The following is a 15,665-nucleotide window of genomic DNA, read 5'->3' on the forward strand; positions in this document are numbered from 1 at the left end:
CAAGGATACAAGGAATCTGAGCGCCGTGTGACCACTTCGGCAAAACTGGCCTGCGGGAGTTCTGGGCGTTGCCCGGGTAGCATGGGGATATGGCTGATTCTTCGTTTGACATTGTGAGCAAAGTTGACCAAATGGAGGCGGAAAACGCCGTCAACCAGGCGCAAAAGGAGCTTGCTCAGCGCTACGACTTCAAAGGCGTAGGCGCTTCGGTGGAGTGGACCGGCGAAAGCCTCCTCCTCAAGGCGAGCGCGGAGGAGCGCGTTAAGGCTGTTCTCGAGGTGCTCGAGGCTAAGTTCATCAAGCGCGGCATTTCGCTGCGCAGCCTCGACGCGGGTGAACCTTTCCCCAGCGGCAAGGAATACCGCATCGAGATCAGCCTCAAGAACGGCATCTCGTCTGAAGATGCCAAGAAGATTTCCAAGATCATCCGTGACGAAGCCCCTAAGAGCGTCAAGTCACAGATTCAGGGCGACGAGCTGCGCGTGCAGTCGAAAAGCCGCGATGACCTGCAGTCCACGATGGCGCTGCTGAAGGGCAAAGACATCGAAGTTGCTCTCCAGTTTGTGAACTTCCGCTAGCAAGCCCCAGCGTGAATGTTTCCCCGCTGAAACGCGGGGGAACTCGTTAGACTTCGCCCATGGACTTGGGCAGCATCGACTTCAGCTTTACGGCGATTCTCGCCGCGGCTCTTGTCGTCATCGACTTCGCGATTCGCGTGCTGTCGATCATTTACGTTCCGCGCAATCGGCGACCGCAGACGGCCATGGCCTGGCTGCTCGCCATCTTCTTCATTCCGTACGTCGGTATCCTGCTGTTCCTGATTTTCGGCAGCCGCAGGCTCCCCAAGAGCCGCCGCGATAAGCAGTCGGAGATCAACCAGTTCATCGTCGAGTCGACGGAGGGCATGGATCAGGTCAAACAAGACCAGCCCTGGCCCTCATGGCTTGAGCCCGTCGTCGAACTCAACCGCACTCTTGGCGCAATGCCGCTCGTCGGCGGCAACTCGGCAACGCTGCACTCTCGCTACGAAGAATCACTCGCAGCGATGACCGCCGAGGTCGACACGGCGTCCCGCTTTGTGCACGTCGAGTTCTACATTTTGAGTCTCGACGACACCACCAGGCCGTTCTTCGACGCGCTTGAACGTGCGGTGGAGCGCGGCGTTCGGGTGCGGGTGCTTCTCGACCACATCGCCTCGCTGCGGTCTCCGGGCTATCTCGCTACGATCCGTCACCTCAAGAAGATCGGCGTCGACTGGCACGTCATGCTGCCGGTTCAACCGCTCAAGTGGAAGTTTCAGCGCCCCGACCTGCGCAACCACCGCAAACTCCTCATTATCGACGGCAACGTCGCGTTCACCGGTTCGCAGAACATGGTCGGTTCGTCGTACAACAAGCGCTCCAACCTCAAGCGCGGCCTCGAATGGAAAGACCTCATGGTGCGCTTCGAGGGCCCCATCGTCTCGGGAATCAACGCGCTCTTCATCACCGACTGGTACAGCGAGACGGATGAACTGCTCGTGCGAGAGGGAAGCCTTGCCCTCGCCGCAGAATCCCCCGCCAGCCTTGACGCGCAGGTGGTGCCGAGCGGGCCGGGATTTGAGGGTGAGAACAACCTTCGACTGTTCAACTCCTTGCTCTACGCAGCCCAGAAGCGGGTCATCATTACGAGCCCCTACTTCGTGCCGGACGACTCCATGCTCTACGCCATCACGACGGCAGCCCAGAGCGGGCTCGACGTGCAGCTATTCGTCTCCGAAGTCGGCGACCAAGCCCTCGTTTATCACGCACAGCGCAGCTACTACGAGACGCTGTTGAAGGCGGGGGTGAGGATCTGGCTGTTCCCGAAGCCGACCGTGTTGCACGCCAAGCACTTCACGATCGACGACCAAGTCGCGGTGATCGGTTCGAGCAACATGGACATGCGCTCGTTCAGCCTCAATCTCGAAATCTCCGTGATGGTGCGCGGTGCCGAATTTATCGCCGAGATGCGCCAGCTCGAAGCCGAATACCGCAGCGTCAGCCGAGAACTCACTCTCGAAGAGTGGATGAAGCGCCCTCGGCGGTCAAAGGTTCTCGACAACCTTGCGCGCCTCACCGCCGCGGTTCAGTAGCCGTTCACTAGCGGTGCGGCAGAAGCCGTTGCACGGCGAGTGTTGCGATAGCCCCGTTCGGAGCCTCCGCCCTACTCCGTGTCAGTGACCTTGGATGCGGCAAGCATGTCGTCGCGGTCAACCAGCTTGATGCGCGCACGGCCCTCAGCCTCGCCCAGAGCGATCTCGTGGGCATCCAGCGACTGCCACCCCTGCAGATTCGTGTACTCAACGTCACGGCTCTTCAGAAGGTCAACGATGGCCTGCTCATCGGGGTTCTCGGGGGCCCACCAGTTGGCCTGGTCGTTCATGACGTGCTTGATGGTTTCCATCGCATCAGACTTGGTATGACCGATGAGGCCAACAGGGCCACGCTTGATCCAGCCCGTTGCGTACACGCCGTGAACCTGCTCGTCGTTGTCGTCAATGACCTGACCTTCACGGTTAGGAATGACTCCGCGGTTCTCATCGAACGGGATGCCGTCGAGCGGCGAGCCGAAGTAGCCAACAGCGCGGTACAGGCTCTGCACCGCAACCTCGCGGAACTCGCCGGTGCCGACAACTCCGCCCTGGCCGTCGGGCTTGGTGCGCTCATACCGGAAGCCTTCTACGCGGTCGGTACCGAGCACTTCGACGGGGCCAGCGTAGAAGTGCAAGTGCAGGCGACGCGAAGCGTTGCCCTTTTCCTCGCCGCGCCACTTCGTAAAGATGCGGTCGAGAACCATGATCTGCTTGTTCGACTCGATCGCAGCTTTCGATGCGTCGTCGTAGTCGAAGTCCTCTTCGTAAACGACCATGTCGACATCGTTGAGTTCGCCGAGTTCGCGCAGCTCGAGCGGCGTGAACTTCACTTGCATGGGTCCGCGGCGGCCGAAGACGTGCACGTCGGTCACAGGGCTCGCTTTGAGGCCCTCGTAGACGTTGGCCGGAATCTCGGTCGGCAGCAGATCATCGGCGTGCTTAGCGAGCATTCTGGCGACGTCGAGCGCGACGTTTCCATTGCCGATAACGGCGGTCTCTTTTGCGTCGAGGGTCCACTCGCGCGGAAAGTCGGGGTGGCCGTCGTACCAGCTGACGAAGTCGGCGGCACCGTGGCTGCCCGGCAGATCGATTCCGGGGATCGGCAGCGGAGCATCCCGCACTGAACCGGTCGAGAAGATAACCGCGTTGTAGTGCTTCTTGAGGTCGTCAAGCGTGATGTCACGCCCATAAGTGACGTTGCCGAACAGGCGGATGTTGCCGGTGTCGAGCACGTCGCGCAGGGCGTTGACGATGCCCTTGATGCGCGGATGATCGGGGGCAACGCCATAGCGCACGAGACCATACGGCGCAGGAAGCCGCTCGAAGAGGTCGATCGATACGTCGAACTGGCGCTCTGCCTTCAGCAGGATGTCAGCGGCGTAGATTCCGGCGGGGCCAGCACCAACAATGGCGAGTCGTAGCTTGCTCATCAGTTGTCGTTTCCGTTCATCTCGGTGCGCCCGGGGCGCGGGCGAGTGGGCGTACTAGTTGGAGCGTTCGACGATGCTTTCGGCAAAACGCGTCAGGGCTTTTTTGACCGAACCATCGGGCAGCGGCGCGAGGGCTTCAACAGCTTCGCGACCCCAGCGACGGGCTTCGTCCAAAGTTTTCTTCGTCACGGCATGCTCGCGCAGGTCGGTGACAGCGGCATCAATTGCCGCTTCGTCGCCTTCGCCATAGAAGTTGGCGTTCACGTCGCGCTCAATGCGGGTAAGCAGTTCGGCGGCATCACTGTCGGTGAGGGCACGCTCGCGCAGATACAACAGAGGCAAGGTCGCGACGCCGCTACGCAAATCGGTTCCGGCCTTCTTGCCGGTCTTCCCCGTCTCGGCCGAGAGGTCAATGACGTCGTCGATGAGCTGGAACGCAACACCGATCTTCTCGCCAAAGTCGCGCACGGGAACCGTGTACTCCTTAGGCGCGTTCGAGAACATGACTCCGACCTCGGCCGCCGTCGCGATCAACGAACCGGTCTTGTCAGCCAACACCTGCAGGTAGTGCTCCACGGGGTTCTCGTCGGGCTTCGGGCCCAGAGTTTCGTGCAGTTGACCGAGGCACAAGCGTTCGAATGTATTGGCCTGCAAAAGCAGAGCCTCTTCTCCGAGCCCCGCGACCAGCTTGCTGGCCCGGGCAAACAATAGGTCTCCCGTGAGAATCGCGACCGAGTTGCCCCACACATTCTGAGCACTCGGAACACCACGGCGCAGTTGTGCTTCATCCATCACGTCGTCGTGGTAGAGCGAGGCAAGGTGAGTGATCTCTACGGCCTGAGCGGCCTTGATGACATCGGCGTTGTTGCCGTCGCCGAGCTGAGCGGTGAGCAGCGCAAGCACGGGGCGAACGCGCTTGCCGCCCGCTTCGAGCAGGTAGCGGCTCGTGGCATCCGCAATCTCGTCGGCAAAGGTCATGTGCGAGAGCAAACCCGCTTCAACCTCGTCGAGGCCCTTTTCAATTGCCGTCGCGAAACGGCGCTCATCGCTCGAGGCGAAGAGTTTCTCTCCCAGCCCCAGCGAGGAGCTCAGAGTGTTGCTGCGACGAGCAGGCGGAACGCTCGGGTTCACTAATCAACCGGTTTCTTTTGCGAAGCGCTAAGGCTTCGATTTGATGTCTGAGTTGGTCTTTGCCGACTTGATCGTCTTGATCGGACGAGTGGCATTTCCCTTGCGCTTGGCAACCGAAGCAAGCACAGTGGCGTCAGCGGGCTTGTGCCCACGATGCATTGCCACGATGCCGGCGGTGAGGTTGCGGTACGCAACACGAGTGAAACCGGCAGCCCGGATCCACTGACTGAGCTCGCCCTGATCAGGCCACTCACGAATTGATTCTGCGAGGTAGGTGTACGCCTCGGGGTTGGAGCTTGAGCGATCGGCAATGATCGGCATCACGCGATTGAGGTAGGTGAAGTAGCCGGCGCGAACAATCGCGACGGGAGGCTTCGAGAACTCGGTGATCACCAGACGGCCACCGGGCTTCAGCACGCGGTACATCTCAGAGAGCGCTGCACGAGGATCGTTGATGTTGCGCAGCCCGAAGCTGATCGTGACCGCGTCGAACTCGTTATCGCCGAACGGCAACTGCTGAGCGTCGCCCTGGATGAACTCGATCTTCTTGTGGCGCTTGCGAGCCTGCTCGACCATGCCTGTGGAAAAGTCGAGGCCGACCACGCGAGCACCGTTACGGTGAAGAGCAGCAGAACTAGTGCCCGTTCCCGCCGCAATATCGAGGATGCGCTCCCCCGCCGCCGGAGCAACAGCACGCACCGTGGCGGCCCGCCACAGCACGGCGTTTCCGGCCGAGAGCACGTTGTTCGTACGGTCGTAATGTTTTGCGACACCGTCGAACATTCCGGCTACGTCTTCCGGTCGCTTGTTCATGTCAGCCTTACCCACCCCTTTAGTCTAGGGCGCTCAGAGCCGATGCTCACTTTCTTGGTAGCAACTGACAGGTACTCTGATACTTGTGGGGCACAAAGGGGCTATAGAGCGGTCCATACACGGGCAGAATCGGAGACAGAGCGATGGCTAGCACCCCCGACATCCTCAGCATTGTCACTCGGCCTACTGCAGCAGTGGATCGCCTCCTCGACTGGATCACTCCCCAGCAGCCGATCGCCTTCGTGCGCGACGGCGAAGGTGTTGTGGGCATCGGTGAATTGCTGCGCCTCGAATTCCGTGGTGCCGACCGCTTCACCGCCGCAGCAGCCGCGTGGAGCGAGCTCGCGCGCACCGCGATCGTGCACGACAGCGTCAAACGTCCGGGAACCGGACTCGTCGCCCTCGGCAGCTTTGCCTTCGCGGACTCCTCCGATTCCGTCAGCGTTCTCATCGTTCCCCGCATCGTCGTAGGCAGCCGCGACGGCATCCAATGGGTCACGACCATCAATCTCGGCGAGACGAGCGGCCTGCCCGGCGCCTCAGATGGCCTGCCCGACGAGCCGCACGAACCCGCCGGCGATCTCATACACGTCGACTTCGTGCCCGGCGAGATGAGCACCAAGAACTTCACCAAGACAGTGAAAGCTGCGCTGCGCGAAATCTCTCGGGGAGCCGCCGCCAAAATCGTGATCGCTCGCGACCAAACCGGCGAACTGCCCACCGACGCCGACCTGCGCTTGCCCATCACGTCGCTCGCCAATCGCTATCCCGACACCTTCACTTTCGCGGTCGACGGCCTCATCGGCTCAAGCCCCGAAACTCTCGTGCGCGTGCAGAACGGGGCTGTCAGTGCCCGCGTGCTCGCCGGCAGCGCCGCGCGCGGCGACGACCGCATCTCCGACGGGCGCGCCGCCGGAACCCTCATGAGCTCACCCAAAGATCAGAAGGAACATGCGCTCGCGCTGGCCAGTGTGATGGATGCCCTCGCCCCACTCAGCAGTGAACTGCACGCGGCATCCGAACCCTTCGCCTTGCAATTGCCCAATCTGTGGCACCTCGCGACTGACATTGAGGGGCAACTCAGTCAGCGCTCCAGTGGGCTCGACCTCATCGGAATCCTGCACCCCACGGCTGCCGTCGCTGGCACGCCGACGCCCGACGCCATCCGGCTGATCGACGAACTCGAAGGCTTCGATCGCGGCCGCTACGCCGGCCCGGTCGGCTGGGTGGATGCCAACGGCAACGGCGAGTGGGCCGTTGCGTTGCGCTGTGCCCAAGTTAGCGGCGCGCGCATCACCGCGTATGCCGGCGCCGGAATAGTCGCCGGCTCCGACGCCAAGAAGGAGCTCGCCGAGACGGAACTCAAGTTCCGCCCCATCGTGGAAGCGTTCGGCTAGCGCAGCAGAAACCAGCGTGTGGGGTTACGGGGCGATTTCCCGCAGCAGCTCCTCCACGTGGGCGCGGATCTCATCACGCACGCGGCGCACACCACCGGCATCCAACTCGGCCGGATCGGTGAGTCGCCAATCGAGATAACGCTTGCCGGGATAGATCGGGCACGCGTCGCCACACCCCATGGTGATGACTACGTCGGCAGCGCGCACGACGTCGTCGGTGAGGGGCTTCGGAAAGTCCTCCCCGAGGTCGAGGTCGACCTCGGCCATAGCTTCGACGACGCTCGCGAGAATCGCCCCTCCGGGCTCAGACCCTGCCGAGCGCACATGCACTCGATCCTTGCCGAGTTGCCGCAACCAGGCTGCAGCCATCTGCGAGCGCCCGGAGTTCTGCACGCACACGAAGAGCACTTCGGGAACCGGCTTCGGAATGACCCCCTTGGCCTGCGCGAGAGCGGCAAGTCGATCATGAGCAAAGCGGTAGGCCAAGCTCGGGAGGTGGGTGGAGACCTTCGCCGTGCGCGCGAGCGAGGCGTACGACTCAAAGAGGGTGCGCTCGATGGTCTCTTCGCTCACCAATCCGGCGTACTGAGCGGCTAGTCGCTCCGCGCTGCGGCGAAGCACGTTGTCGGGATCGTTGAGGGGCAGTTGGCCCTCGGATGGTGGTCGCATGGTTCCTCGTTTCGCTCGAACATCAAAAGCATAGATGGTTGTCTATGCTTTTACGTTGTTCGATAACGAGATTTACCCGCTGTTCATCGAGCGTCGCCGCAACGCACCGCGCTCAACTGCCGGCGAGACGCACTTTCTCGGCCTCAACGTCGTAGTCGGCACTCGGCCACTGCGGGTCGATGCCCTCGAGAGCGTCGAGCAGGAGCTGCTGAACCGCCCAGCGGGCGTACCACTTGTGGTTGGCCGGAATCACGTACCACGGCGCGCTTTCGGTCGTCGTGCGGCGCAGCGCGATCTCGTACGCCTCTTGGTATTCCTCCCAGAGCAGGCGCTCATCCACGTCCCCCGGGTTGTACTTCCAGTGCTTCTCGGGGCGGTCGAGTCGCTCGTGGAGCCGCTCTTTCTGCTCGTCCGCACTGATGTGCAGCATCACCTTGATGATGACCGTTCCGTTAGCCACAAGCTCTTCTTCGAACTTCTGGATGATGCCGTAGCGCTCTTCGATGGTCTCGGGTGTGGAGAATTCCCGTACTCGGTGAATCAGAACATCTTCGTAGTGCGAACGGTCGAAGACACCGATGAATCCTGCCTCGGGCAGCTCCTTGCGAATGCGCCACAGAAAGTCGTGCGACTTCTCTTCATCCGAGGGTGCCTTGAACGCGTGAATCTGCACGCCCTGCGGGTCAACTCCGCCGATAACGTGACGAAGGATGCCGCCCTTGCCCGCGGTATCCATGGCCTGCAGCACGAGCAGAACCCGGCGCTCGCCACCGAACTTGCTCTCAGCGAAGAGTCGTTCCTGAAGGGCTGCAAGCTTTTCGCCGTTCTTGGCTAGAGCCTTTTCGGCATCTTTCTTGTCGCCATCGAACTCGGGAGTTGATGACGGGTCGATGCGTGCAAGCTCGAAGTCGGCGGTGACTGGCGTGAGTGTGCTCATAGCTCAAGGCTACTCGCAGGCATTTAGCCCCACCCGTTGCCGAGGTTACTGCCGCGCAAGTGGAACCTCGATGATCGTCGGTTCGGGGTGAGCCGACAGCGCCTGATCGAGTTCGCCGCGGGTCGCCGCGAAGATGTAGCGCCAGCCATAGGCCGCCGCGAGGGCTTCGATTGACGCGTTCTGCTGAGTGAGCAGCACGCGGTCAAAGCTCTCGCCCGCCTGGCTCGCGACCTCGAGAACGTCGAAGATGGTGCCGCCACCGTCGTTGCCGACGATCGCTTGGATGCGCGGGCGCGGTTCTCCCGCACCGAACATGAGAGCGCCCACATCGTGGAAGATCGCGAGGTCGCCGAGGAGCACGCGAGTGACTCCCTCGTTGCCCTTTTCGGCCTGACTTGCAAGCGCAATTCCTAGGCCGGTGGAAATCGTGCCGTCGATGCCGGCGAGCCCGCGGTTAGCGTGCACGGATATCTTCTTGCCAGGAACGACGCGGTCCACTTCGCGAATCAACCGTGAGGCACCGAGAACGAGGCGGTCGTGCGGCCACGTTGCACGCCACACGGCTTCGGCGAGCATCCGTCGGTCGACGGGAGTGCGCACAATCGCGAGTTCAGACTTGGCGTGGGTTCCCGCATCCGCATCAATATCGGGCGCGATGCTCTCGGTTTCGAGTAGCTGGCGGCTCGTTGTTACCCAGCGACCCAACCATGCACGATCAGTGGCTTCGCCCGAGACGGCAACCTCATCTACGAAGAGTCGCACGCAGCGGCCGGGGTTGTAGTCGTCTGCCGAGGGATGCCGCACCACGACAGTCTCGACGCCGCGACGCTGAATAAGCGCCGGAATTTCACGGCTCAGAGTCGGATGCCCGAACACGATCACGCGAGCGACGCGGTCACCGAAGTTGGCCGTGTTCAACAGCTCGCGATAGGCGACGACGAGGTTGGGGCCAAAGTGGGCACCACTCGAGACCTCGGCGATGAGCGGTGCGCCCAGCTCGCGAGCAACTTGCTCCGCCCGCGGGCCAGCGCCGGTTCCGGCCACCACCACGGTTGCGGGAGACGGGCTCAGCGCGAGCGTCGTGGGAGCGCCAGGCGACTGGTGCGTGGTGTTCTCCACCACCGGGTCGAGGTCGCTAAAAAGATCGGGGAACACGGGCTCGCGGTGAGCAGCGGGTTCGGGGGCTACCTCGTTCTCGGTGGGATGCCACACGAACGGCGCAGACAGCGGCTCGTCGAAAGACAGATTGAGATGAACGGGGCCGTTGACCGCGGCGACAGCATCGCGCGCGAGTTGGGCCGCGGCATCCATCTCGCCGGCGGCGCCGGTTGGTGCCTCGACATCCCACGTCTGGTGCACAGCGGTGCCGAAAATGCCCGGCTGCTGAGTGGTCTGGTTCGAGCCAATGCCGCGCAGGGAATCTGGTCGATCGGCGCTAATGATGATGAGCGGAACGGCTGAGTGATGCGCTTCGAGCACCGCTGGGTGCAGGTTGGCTACCGCGGTGCCGGAGGTCGTGACAACCAAGACCGGCGCTTGCGTTTCGACCGCGAGGCCGAGAGCCAGAAAGGCTCCCACCCGCTCGTCAATGCGCACGCGAAGTCGCAACAACCCGTGCTTTTCGAATTCGGCGGCGGCGAGCGCAATAGCCTGCGAGCGCGAGCCGGGGCTCACCACGATGTCTCGAACGCCGAGACGAACGAACTCTTCGAGAAGGGCTACCGAGAAATTGGTGGCCGGAGAGTTAGTTGGTCTTATCGTCATCGTCGAGATCTGCTAGTTCCTGTTCGAGGCGGCGAATGCGCTCATCTTGTTCTTCTTTGGCGCGCATGTTGCGCAAAAAATCGGGATCGTCGTCAGGCGCAACGGTGCGCGGACGACCGGAACTAGAACTACGTGCCTTACCGAGCATGAACCAGAGCACTACGCCGATGACGGGCAAGAGCAGGATCACGAGAATCCAGAGCGCTTTAGGTAATGCGCGCACGCGGCTGCGATCAGTCAGAGCCACATCCACGATGGAGAACACGTCGATCGCAACTAGTGCGAAGGCGAGAACGACCAATAGACGAGTCATGCCACCATTCTACGCTCGCAGGCTGCACGCGGGATGCGAGCCTAGACTGATGCCGTGAAACCTTGGATTGCCTACACGCTGCTCCGCCTCGGAGTGTTCGCTGCTGCGTTCACTCTTCTCATGATTGCGGACACTGAGCCGTGGCTCGCCGCCGTCATTGCGACAGTGCTCGGGTTCGCCGTTTCGTATGTCTTTTTTGGCAAGCTTCGGGATGCTGTTGCTCTCGACTTTGCCGCTCGTCGCGAAGGCCCGAGCCACGATCCCGATCGCGATGCTGAGGATGCCGAGGCCGGCTTCGACTCTGCCGCCGACGCCACAACCACCAGCGAGGGCCCCATCCGCCCCGACGCTTATCCGCGCGCTGCCTCGCTAGAAAGCGATAGCCAGAGCGAGGCCGATGCCGAACAGCAGCGCGGTGAGCCCCGTCAGCTTTAGCGCCAGGATCATTTCGGCCGGTGTCTTGCCGGTGAGCACGATCACGCAGGCCGGGAGTGCTGCCAGCAGTACGAAGTACACGAGGTAGGCGTTGAAGTAGAGCAGCGTGTAGACGCCCAGAATGCCGAACGGTACGAGCATCGCTACGACGTAGAAGATGCGCGACGGCAGATTACCCATCCGCACAGCCAGCGTGCGCTTACCCGCAATCTTGTCTTGAGCGATGTCCCGGATGTTGTTGACCATGAGCGTCGCGACCGCGAACAGCCCCACGGCGACAGCGGCCAGCCACGACTCTAGGTTCACGGAATCCGCGAGCACGTAGGTGGTTCCCGCCGTGGCGACGAGGCCGAAGAAGATGAAGACGAAGATTTCGCCGAGGCCCATGTAGCCATAGGGGCGCTTGCCGCCGGTGTAGAAGTAGGCGGCGACGATCGCGGCCGCTCCCACCGCGAGCAGCCACCAGTGCTCACTGCGCACGACAATGATGAGCCCTGCAACAGCGGCAATGCCGAACCAGACGAACGCGACCGTGATGACGGTGCGCGGGCGAGCGGCACCCGACGCGGTCAGCCGACGAGGACCAACGCGGTGATCATCCGTTCCCCGCACTCCGTCGGAGTAGTCGTTGGCGAAGTTCACACCGATCTGCAGCGAGACCGCGACCACGAGGCAGAGCAGGGCGCGCAGCCAGTGCCAACCAGCACCGTCTTCTTCATGCGGCAGCACGTAAGCGGCAGCGGTACCGAGCGCCACGGGAGCAAAAGCGAGAGGCAGCGTCTGGATGCGAGCGCCACTGATCCAGTCGCGTGCCGTTGCCTTGGCAATCTTGGGTGCTTTCGGCGGGCGCCCACCGGGGCGGCCACTTTTGTTCTTTCCGGAGTTTTTCGGCGAGACGGTCTTCGGATCGATGCGTTGCTGTTTGGGAGAGGCCACGGAGGGATTCTACTTAAGCACGACTGACGCTAAGGCGAGTTTGTCGGGTTTTCCCGTCGAAAGCATAGGAATCTCATCGATAAGGATGACGCGAGCGGGAGCCGCTGCCGCTGCTGATAGTTGTGCCGCAACCGACTGGCGCAGCACATCCAGCTCGATGGCCGTCGTCGTGATGACGACGGGAGCTTCGCCCCACTCTGGATGCGGAGCCGCCACCACTACCGCGGCACTCTGCCCGGGAAGCGCGCGAACGGCGGTCTCCACCTCGGCGAGGGAAACCTTCACCCCGCCCGAAATGATCATGTCGTCGGCGCGGCCGCGAACCCTCAGCACGCCGTCCACGACCTCCCCGACATCGTCGGTGCGGTACCAGCGCACGCCCTCGTGCAAACGGAATGAGAAGGCACTGCGGCGCGGGTCGTCGAGGTAGCCCTCAGCGAGCATCGGCCCCGAGAGTTCGATGCGGTCATCCACGAGTCGTAGGCCCACACCGGGCAGCGGTGCACCGTCCCAGACGGCACCCCCGCTGGTCTCGCTTGACCCATACGTCGTCGAGACGGCGAGGCCGCGAGCGCGAGCCGCAGCGAGCAGAGCGATCGGTGTCGACTGACCGCCGACCAAAATCCGAGTGAAACGAGAGAGGGCCGCGACAGCCTCATCCGACTCGAGCAGCCGCGAGAGTTGCACGGGTACGAGCGAGACAAAGCGACGCTCGGCAGTGAGTTCGGCAGCCGCAGCCACGAAAGTCTCCGCCGTGAAACCCTTCGGAGGCATGAGCACGGGCTCGGTGCCGGCAAAGTACGAGCGAGCCAGCACGTTGATGCCCGCGATGTAGTGCGCCGGAACGGCCAGCAGCCATTGGCCAGGCCCACCCAGAAGTTCGTCGGATGCCGCAGCACTCGCCTTCAACGCTGCGGTGCTGAGCATCACGCGCTTGGGGCGGCCGGTCGATCCGCTGGTTTCCACAATGACCGCTACGTTCGCGGGCACGGTCTCGGGCAAGCCAGAGGGGGAGGTCGGGTGCGGCAGAATCGCGGCTCCGGATCCATCGAGTGCTGGCTTCAGCGCCGCCCACACTTTGCGGGGATCGCGGGCGTCGACAGACCAGAGTTCTCGGGTCGGAGTGTTTTCAGCGGTCACGGGTAAACCTCTCTGCGTTGAGTTGTCGGCGCGTTAGTACTGCCAGGGGAAGGGCGACCAGTCGGGTTCGCGCTTCTGCAGGAACGAGTCGCGACCTTCCACGGCTTCATCGGTGCCGTACGCCAGGCGCGTGGCTTCGCCGGCAAAAACCTGCTGGCCCACGAGACCGTCATCGACGGCGTTGAGGGCAAACTTGACCATGCGGATGGCGGTCGGCGACTTGGTCATGATCGTGGTCGCCCAGTCGTAGGCAGTGGCCTCGAGCTCGGCGTGCGGCACTGAGGCGTTGATCGCTCCCGCGTCGAGGGCGCGCTGCGCGTCGTACTCGCGCGCAAGGAAGAACACCTCGCGGGCAAACTTTTGGCCGACCTGGCGGGCGAAGTAGGCGCTGCCGTAACCGGCGTCGAACGACCCGACGTCGACATCCGTCTGCTTGAAGCGGGCGTGCTCGGCGCTGGCAATCGTGAGGTCACAGACCACGTGAAGCGAATGACCTCCCCCGGCAGCCCAGCCGGGAACGACAGCGATAACGACCTTGGGCATAAAGCGGATGAGGCGCTGCACTTCAAGAATATGCAGGCGGCCGGCGGCGGCACGGCGCTTGCCCGCGGCGGCAGCAGCTTCAGCCTCAGCTTCCGCTTCGGAGAGTCCGGCAGCAGCGGTGGGGTTTGTGGCGCCCTCTTGGCCTTCGTACTCATAGCCGGCACGACCACGGATGCGCTGGTCACCGCCGGAGCAGAACGCCCAGCCGCCATCCTTCTCGCTCGGACCATTGCCGGTGAGCAGAACGACACCGATGCGCGGATTCTGGCGCACGTCATCCAGGGTTTGGTAGAGCTCGTCGACGGTGTGCGGCCGGAAGGCGTTGCGCACTTCGGGGCGATCGAACGCGATGCGGGCAATCGTGCCCGTTACATCGTGGTGATAGGTGATGTCGGTGAGGTCATCAAACCCGGCGACTGATCGCCACAACTTCTCGTCAAAGATTTCAGAAACAGGCGCCATGGCTCCACCATATCCACCCGCGTGCAGAGCGGGCTGATGCCGAACCGAGGATGCGGCGCTTCGGCTCGTCCCGACCGACTTTCGGCTCCCGAAAAGCCGAGGTTTAGTTCTCGAAGAACCGGAAGACGTTCAGCACAACCAGCGGGTTGGCGAGAATCGCGACCGCAAGGCCGAATGCCGCCCACCGACGTTGCAGGCCGAAGACAAGGCAGAGCGCAGCAGTGACGGCCGCCGAAATCGAAACCACGATGGTGACTTGAGCGAGGAGTGTGCCCGTGGGGTAATCGCCTTCTGCCGAGACGATCATGGCGACGATGAAGAGCACGAGTGTTGCAAAACCCAGCGCCGCGGCGATGAATCCAACCCAGCGTGGTCGCGGGCGTCGCGCTACCGCAGCCTCTTCGGGTTCGCCGGTCTCTTCTGACTCGCCATCAACGGGCACATCAGTTTCTTCGTCATCGACAACGCCGACGACGTAATACGGCACGACTTTGGTCGCAACGCGCTCGATATCACCCGGATTAGTCACGCAATTACCCTAACTGACAGCGGAACTTGTCAGACTGGGAACATGTTCCCTTCAGTGAACGAAATTCTTGAGACCGCTCACGTGGTGTCGCTGCCCATGACGTCGCGCTTTCGCGGGATTGATCAGCGCGAAGCTTTACTGTTCCGCGGCCCGCAGGGGTGGAGTGAGTTCTCCCCCTTCGTCGAGTACGACGATGTCGAAGCGACCCCGTGGCTCGTGGCCGCGATCGACTATGCCTACAACGAGCAACCGCCCCTCGTGCGCGATCATGTCTGGGTTAATGCCACTGTGCCTGCGGTACCCGCCGACCTCGTCGAGGCGGTGCTCGAGCGCTTTCACGGCTGTCGCACCGCCAAAGTAAAGGTGGCCGAACCTGGCCAGACGTTGGCGGATGACATTGCTCGCGTCGCCGAAGTGCGTCGCGTGATGGGCCCGGCGGGTCGCATTCGCGTCGATGCCAACGGCGCGTGGACGGTCGATGAGGCGGAGCGCGCTGTGCACGCCTTCGCCGAGTACGACCTCGAGTACGTCGAACAGCCCTGTGCCACCGTGGAGGAACTCGGCGAGCTGCGCACCCGCATCAAGTACATGGGCATCCCGGTCGCCGCAGACGAAAGCGTGCGTAAAGCTGCCGACCCACTCGCGGTGGCGAGAGCGGGCGCCGCCGATCTGCTGGTCATCAAGGCTCAGCCACTGGGTGGCGTCTCTCGCGCATTGGCGATCGTCAACGATGCCGGGCTGCCCGTCATCGTTTCCAGCGCCTTAGAGACCTCGGTGGGCCTTGCCATGGGCGCGCACCTCGCCGCCGCCATCGAGCCCCTCGACTATGACTGCGGGCTTGCCACGGCATCCCTGCTCGCCGCTGACGTGACGGCTTCTCCCCTGCGGGCCCGCGACGGCCAACTCGAAGCGCGCCGCGTTGATGCCGACGAAGCGCTGCTCACTCGGTGGGCCGCCAATCCCGAACGAACGCAGTGGTGGCTCGACCGCCTGACGCGCTGCCACGAACTAGGTAAAAACTACTCACGGCAGTAGCGAGGCCACTCAGTAGGC

At 62.8% G+C, this 15,665-nt stretch carries 16 protein-coding genes; 5 read left to right on the forward strand and 11 right to left on the reverse strand.

Annotation, left to right across the window (positions count from 1 at the left end; translation table 11 throughout):
* Positions 1-89 precede the first annotated feature (89 nt).
* The gene (locus tag ACWTV3_RS12075) at positions 90-578 is read left to right on the forward strand and encodes a YajQ family cyclic di-GMP-binding protein (RefSeq protein ID WP_498478451.1); all 489 of its coding nucleotides are present in this window, start codon (positions 90-92) and stop codon (positions 576-578) included.
* Positions 579-637: 59 nt separating this feature from the next.
* Positions 638-2,113 (forward strand): cardiolipin synthase, encoded by a 1,476-nt coding sequence (cls, locus tag ACWTV3_RS12080; RefSeq protein WP_498478453.1) that lies wholly within the window; start codon positions 638-640, stop codon positions 2,111-2,113.
* 71 nt (positions 2,114-2,184) lie between these two features.
* On the opposite strand, the gene ACWTV3_RS12085 is transcribed toward cls, so the two are convergent.
* Genes ACWTV3_RS12085 through ubiE form a run of 3 tightly spaced genes read right to left on the reverse strand, consistent with a single transcriptional unit; the run spans position 2,185 to position 5,502 of the window.
* Positions 2,185-3,543 carry an FAD-dependent oxidoreductase gene (locus tag ACWTV3_RS12085; RefSeq protein ID WP_498478455.1) on the reverse strand — a complete coding sequence of 453 codons (1,359 nt, stop codon included), beginning with the start codon at positions 3,541-3,543 and terminating at the stop codon, positions 2,185-2,187.
* A gap of 54 nt (positions 3,544-3,597) precedes the next feature.
* Entirely contained in the window at positions 3,598-4,674 is a 1,077-nt protein-coding gene (locus ACWTV3_RS12090; protein WP_498478456.1) for a polyprenyl synthetase family protein, read from the reverse strand.
* A 27-nt stretch (positions 4,675-4,701) separates the two neighbouring features.
* On the reverse strand, positions 4,702-5,502 hold the full coding sequence (ubiE, locus tag ACWTV3_RS12095) for a bifunctional demethylmenaquinone methyltransferase/2-methoxy-6-polyprenyl-1,4-benzoquinol methylase UbiE (RefSeq protein WP_498478457.1): 801 nt from the start codon (positions 5,500-5,502) through the stop codon (positions 4,702-4,704).
* A 128-nt stretch (positions 5,503-5,630) separates the two neighbouring features.
* Here ubiE and ACWTV3_RS12100 point away from each other — a divergent pair, with 128 nt between their 5' ends.
* A complete protein-coding gene (locus ACWTV3_RS12100) occupies positions 5,631-6,884 on the forward strand; it encodes an isochorismate synthase (protein WP_498478458.1) in 1,254 nt (417 codons plus the stop codon).
* Positions 6,885-6,908: 24 nt separating this feature from the next.
* Here the strand turns inward: ACWTV3_RS12100 and ACWTV3_RS12105 are convergent, their stop codons facing one another.
* The 4 genes from ACWTV3_RS12105 to ACWTV3_RS12120 form a co-directional block, all read right to left on the reverse strand.
* The gene (locus ACWTV3_RS12105; RefSeq protein ID WP_498478459.1) at positions 6,909-7,553 is read right to left on the reverse strand and encodes an arsenate reductase ArsC; all 645 of its coding nucleotides are present in this window, start codon (positions 7,551-7,553) and stop codon (positions 6,909-6,911) included.
* A gap of 112 nt (positions 7,554-7,665) precedes the next feature.
* Positions 7,666-8,490, reverse strand: a complete 825-nt coding sequence (locus ACWTV3_RS12110; protein WP_498478460.1) for a polyphosphate kinase 2 family protein — start codon at positions 8,488-8,490, stop codon at positions 7,666-7,668.
* Positions 8,491-8,535: 45 nt separating this feature from the next.
* On the reverse strand, positions 8,536-10,254 hold the full coding sequence (gene menD, locus ACWTV3_RS12115) for a 2-succinyl-5-enolpyruvyl-6-hydroxy-3-cyclohexene-1-carboxylic-acid synthase (RefSeq protein WP_498478461.1): 1,719 nt from the start codon (positions 10,252-10,254) through the stop codon (positions 8,536-8,538).
* Positions 10,235-10,567, reverse strand: a complete 333-nt coding sequence (locus ACWTV3_RS12120) for a PLD nuclease N-terminal domain-containing protein (RefSeq protein ID WP_498478462.1) — start codon at positions 10,565-10,567, stop codon at positions 10,235-10,237. The genes menD and ACWTV3_RS12120 overlap by 20 nt, the downstream gene beginning before the upstream one ends.
* Before the next feature lie 54 nt (positions 10,568-10,621).
* Here ACWTV3_RS12120 and ACWTV3_RS12125 point away from each other — a divergent pair, with 54 nt between their 5' ends.
* Positions 10,622-11,002 (forward strand): DUF4229 domain-containing protein, encoded by a 381-nt coding sequence (locus tag ACWTV3_RS12125; protein WP_498478463.1) that lies wholly within the window; start codon positions 10,622-10,624, stop codon positions 11,000-11,002.
* On the opposite strand, the gene ACWTV3_RS12130 is transcribed toward ACWTV3_RS12125, so the two are convergent.
* The 4 genes from ACWTV3_RS12130 to ACWTV3_RS12145 all read right to left on the reverse strand — a co-directional run bounded on the left by ACWTV3_RS12130 (position 10,937) and on the right by ACWTV3_RS12145 (position 14,612).
* Positions 10,937-11,938 carry a 1,4-dihydroxy-2-naphthoate polyprenyltransferase gene (locus ACWTV3_RS12130; protein ID WP_498478464.1) on the reverse strand — a complete coding sequence of 334 codons (1,002 nt, stop codon included), beginning with the start codon at positions 11,936-11,938 and terminating at the stop codon, positions 10,937-10,939. The two genes, ACWTV3_RS12125 and ACWTV3_RS12130, sit on opposite strands and share 66 nt — an antisense overlap.
* A gap of 9 nt (positions 11,939-11,947) precedes the next feature.
* A complete protein-coding gene (locus ACWTV3_RS12135; protein ID WP_498478465.1) occupies positions 11,948-13,078 on the reverse strand; it encodes an AMP-binding protein in 1,131 nt (376 codons plus the stop codon).
* 33 nt (positions 13,079-13,111) lie between these two features.
* On the reverse strand, positions 13,112-14,083 hold the full coding sequence (locus ACWTV3_RS12140; protein WP_498478466.1) for a 1,4-dihydroxy-2-naphthoyl-CoA synthase: 972 nt from the start codon (positions 14,081-14,083) through the stop codon (positions 13,112-13,114).
* Between the two features lie 103 nt (positions 14,084-14,186).
* On the reverse strand, positions 14,187-14,612 hold the full coding sequence (locus ACWTV3_RS12145; RefSeq protein ID WP_498478467.1) for a 1,4-dihydroxy-6-naphthoate synthase: 426 nt from the start codon (positions 14,610-14,612) through the stop codon (positions 14,187-14,189).
* A 42-nt stretch (positions 14,613-14,654) separates the two neighbouring features.
* Between ACWTV3_RS12145 and ACWTV3_RS12150 the strand changes: the two genes are divergently transcribed.
* Positions 14,655-15,647, forward strand: coding sequence for an o-succinylbenzoate synthase (locus ACWTV3_RS12150; RefSeq protein WP_498478468.1), 993 nt, complete (start codon positions 14,655-14,657; stop codon positions 15,645-15,647).
* The last annotated feature ends 18 nt before the right edge of the window (positions 15,648-15,665 follow it).

The organism is Salinibacterium sp. AL4.1, from assembly GCF_059767305.1.

Excerpts from the sequence above, each read along its gene's own strand:
- ACWTV3_RS12075 (WP_498478451.1), top strand. The coding sequence starts at position 90 with ATGGCTGATTCTTCGTTTGACATTGTGAGCAAAGTTGACCAAATGGAG.
- cls (WP_498478453.1), top strand. The coding sequence starts at position 638 with ATGGACTTGGGCAGCATCGACTTCAGCTTTACGGCGATTCTCGCCGCG.
- ACWTV3_RS12085 (WP_498478455.1), bottom strand. The coding sequence starts at position 3,543 with ATGAGCAAGCTACGACTCGCCATTGTTGGTGCTGGCCCCGCCGGAATC.
- ACWTV3_RS12100 (WP_498478458.1), top strand. The coding sequence starts at position 5,631 with ATGGCTAGCACCCCCGACATCCTCAGCATTGTCACTCGGCCTACTGCA.
- ACWTV3_RS12105 (WP_498478459.1), bottom strand. The coding sequence starts at position 7,553 with ATGCGACCACCATCCGAGGGCCAACTGCCCCTCAACGATCCCGACAAC.
- ACWTV3_RS12110 (WP_498478460.1), bottom strand. The coding sequence starts at position 8,490 with ATGAGCACACTCACGCCAGTCACCGCCGACTTCGAGCTTGCACGCATC.
- menD (WP_498478461.1), bottom strand. The coding sequence starts at position 10,254 with ATGACGATAAGACCAACTAACTCTCCGGCCACCAATTTCTCGGTAGCC.
- ACWTV3_RS12120 (WP_498478462.1), bottom strand. The coding sequence starts at position 10,567 with ATGACTCGTCTATTGGTCGTTCTCGCCTTCGCACTAGTTGCGATCGAC.
- ACWTV3_RS12140 (WP_498478466.1), bottom strand. The coding sequence starts at position 14,083 with ATGGCGCCTGTTTCTGAAATCTTTGACGAGAAGTTGTGGCGATCAGTC.
- ACWTV3_RS12150 (WP_498478468.1), top strand. The coding sequence starts at position 14,655 with ATGTTCCCTTCAGTGAACGAAATTCTTGAGACCGCTCACGTGGTGTCG.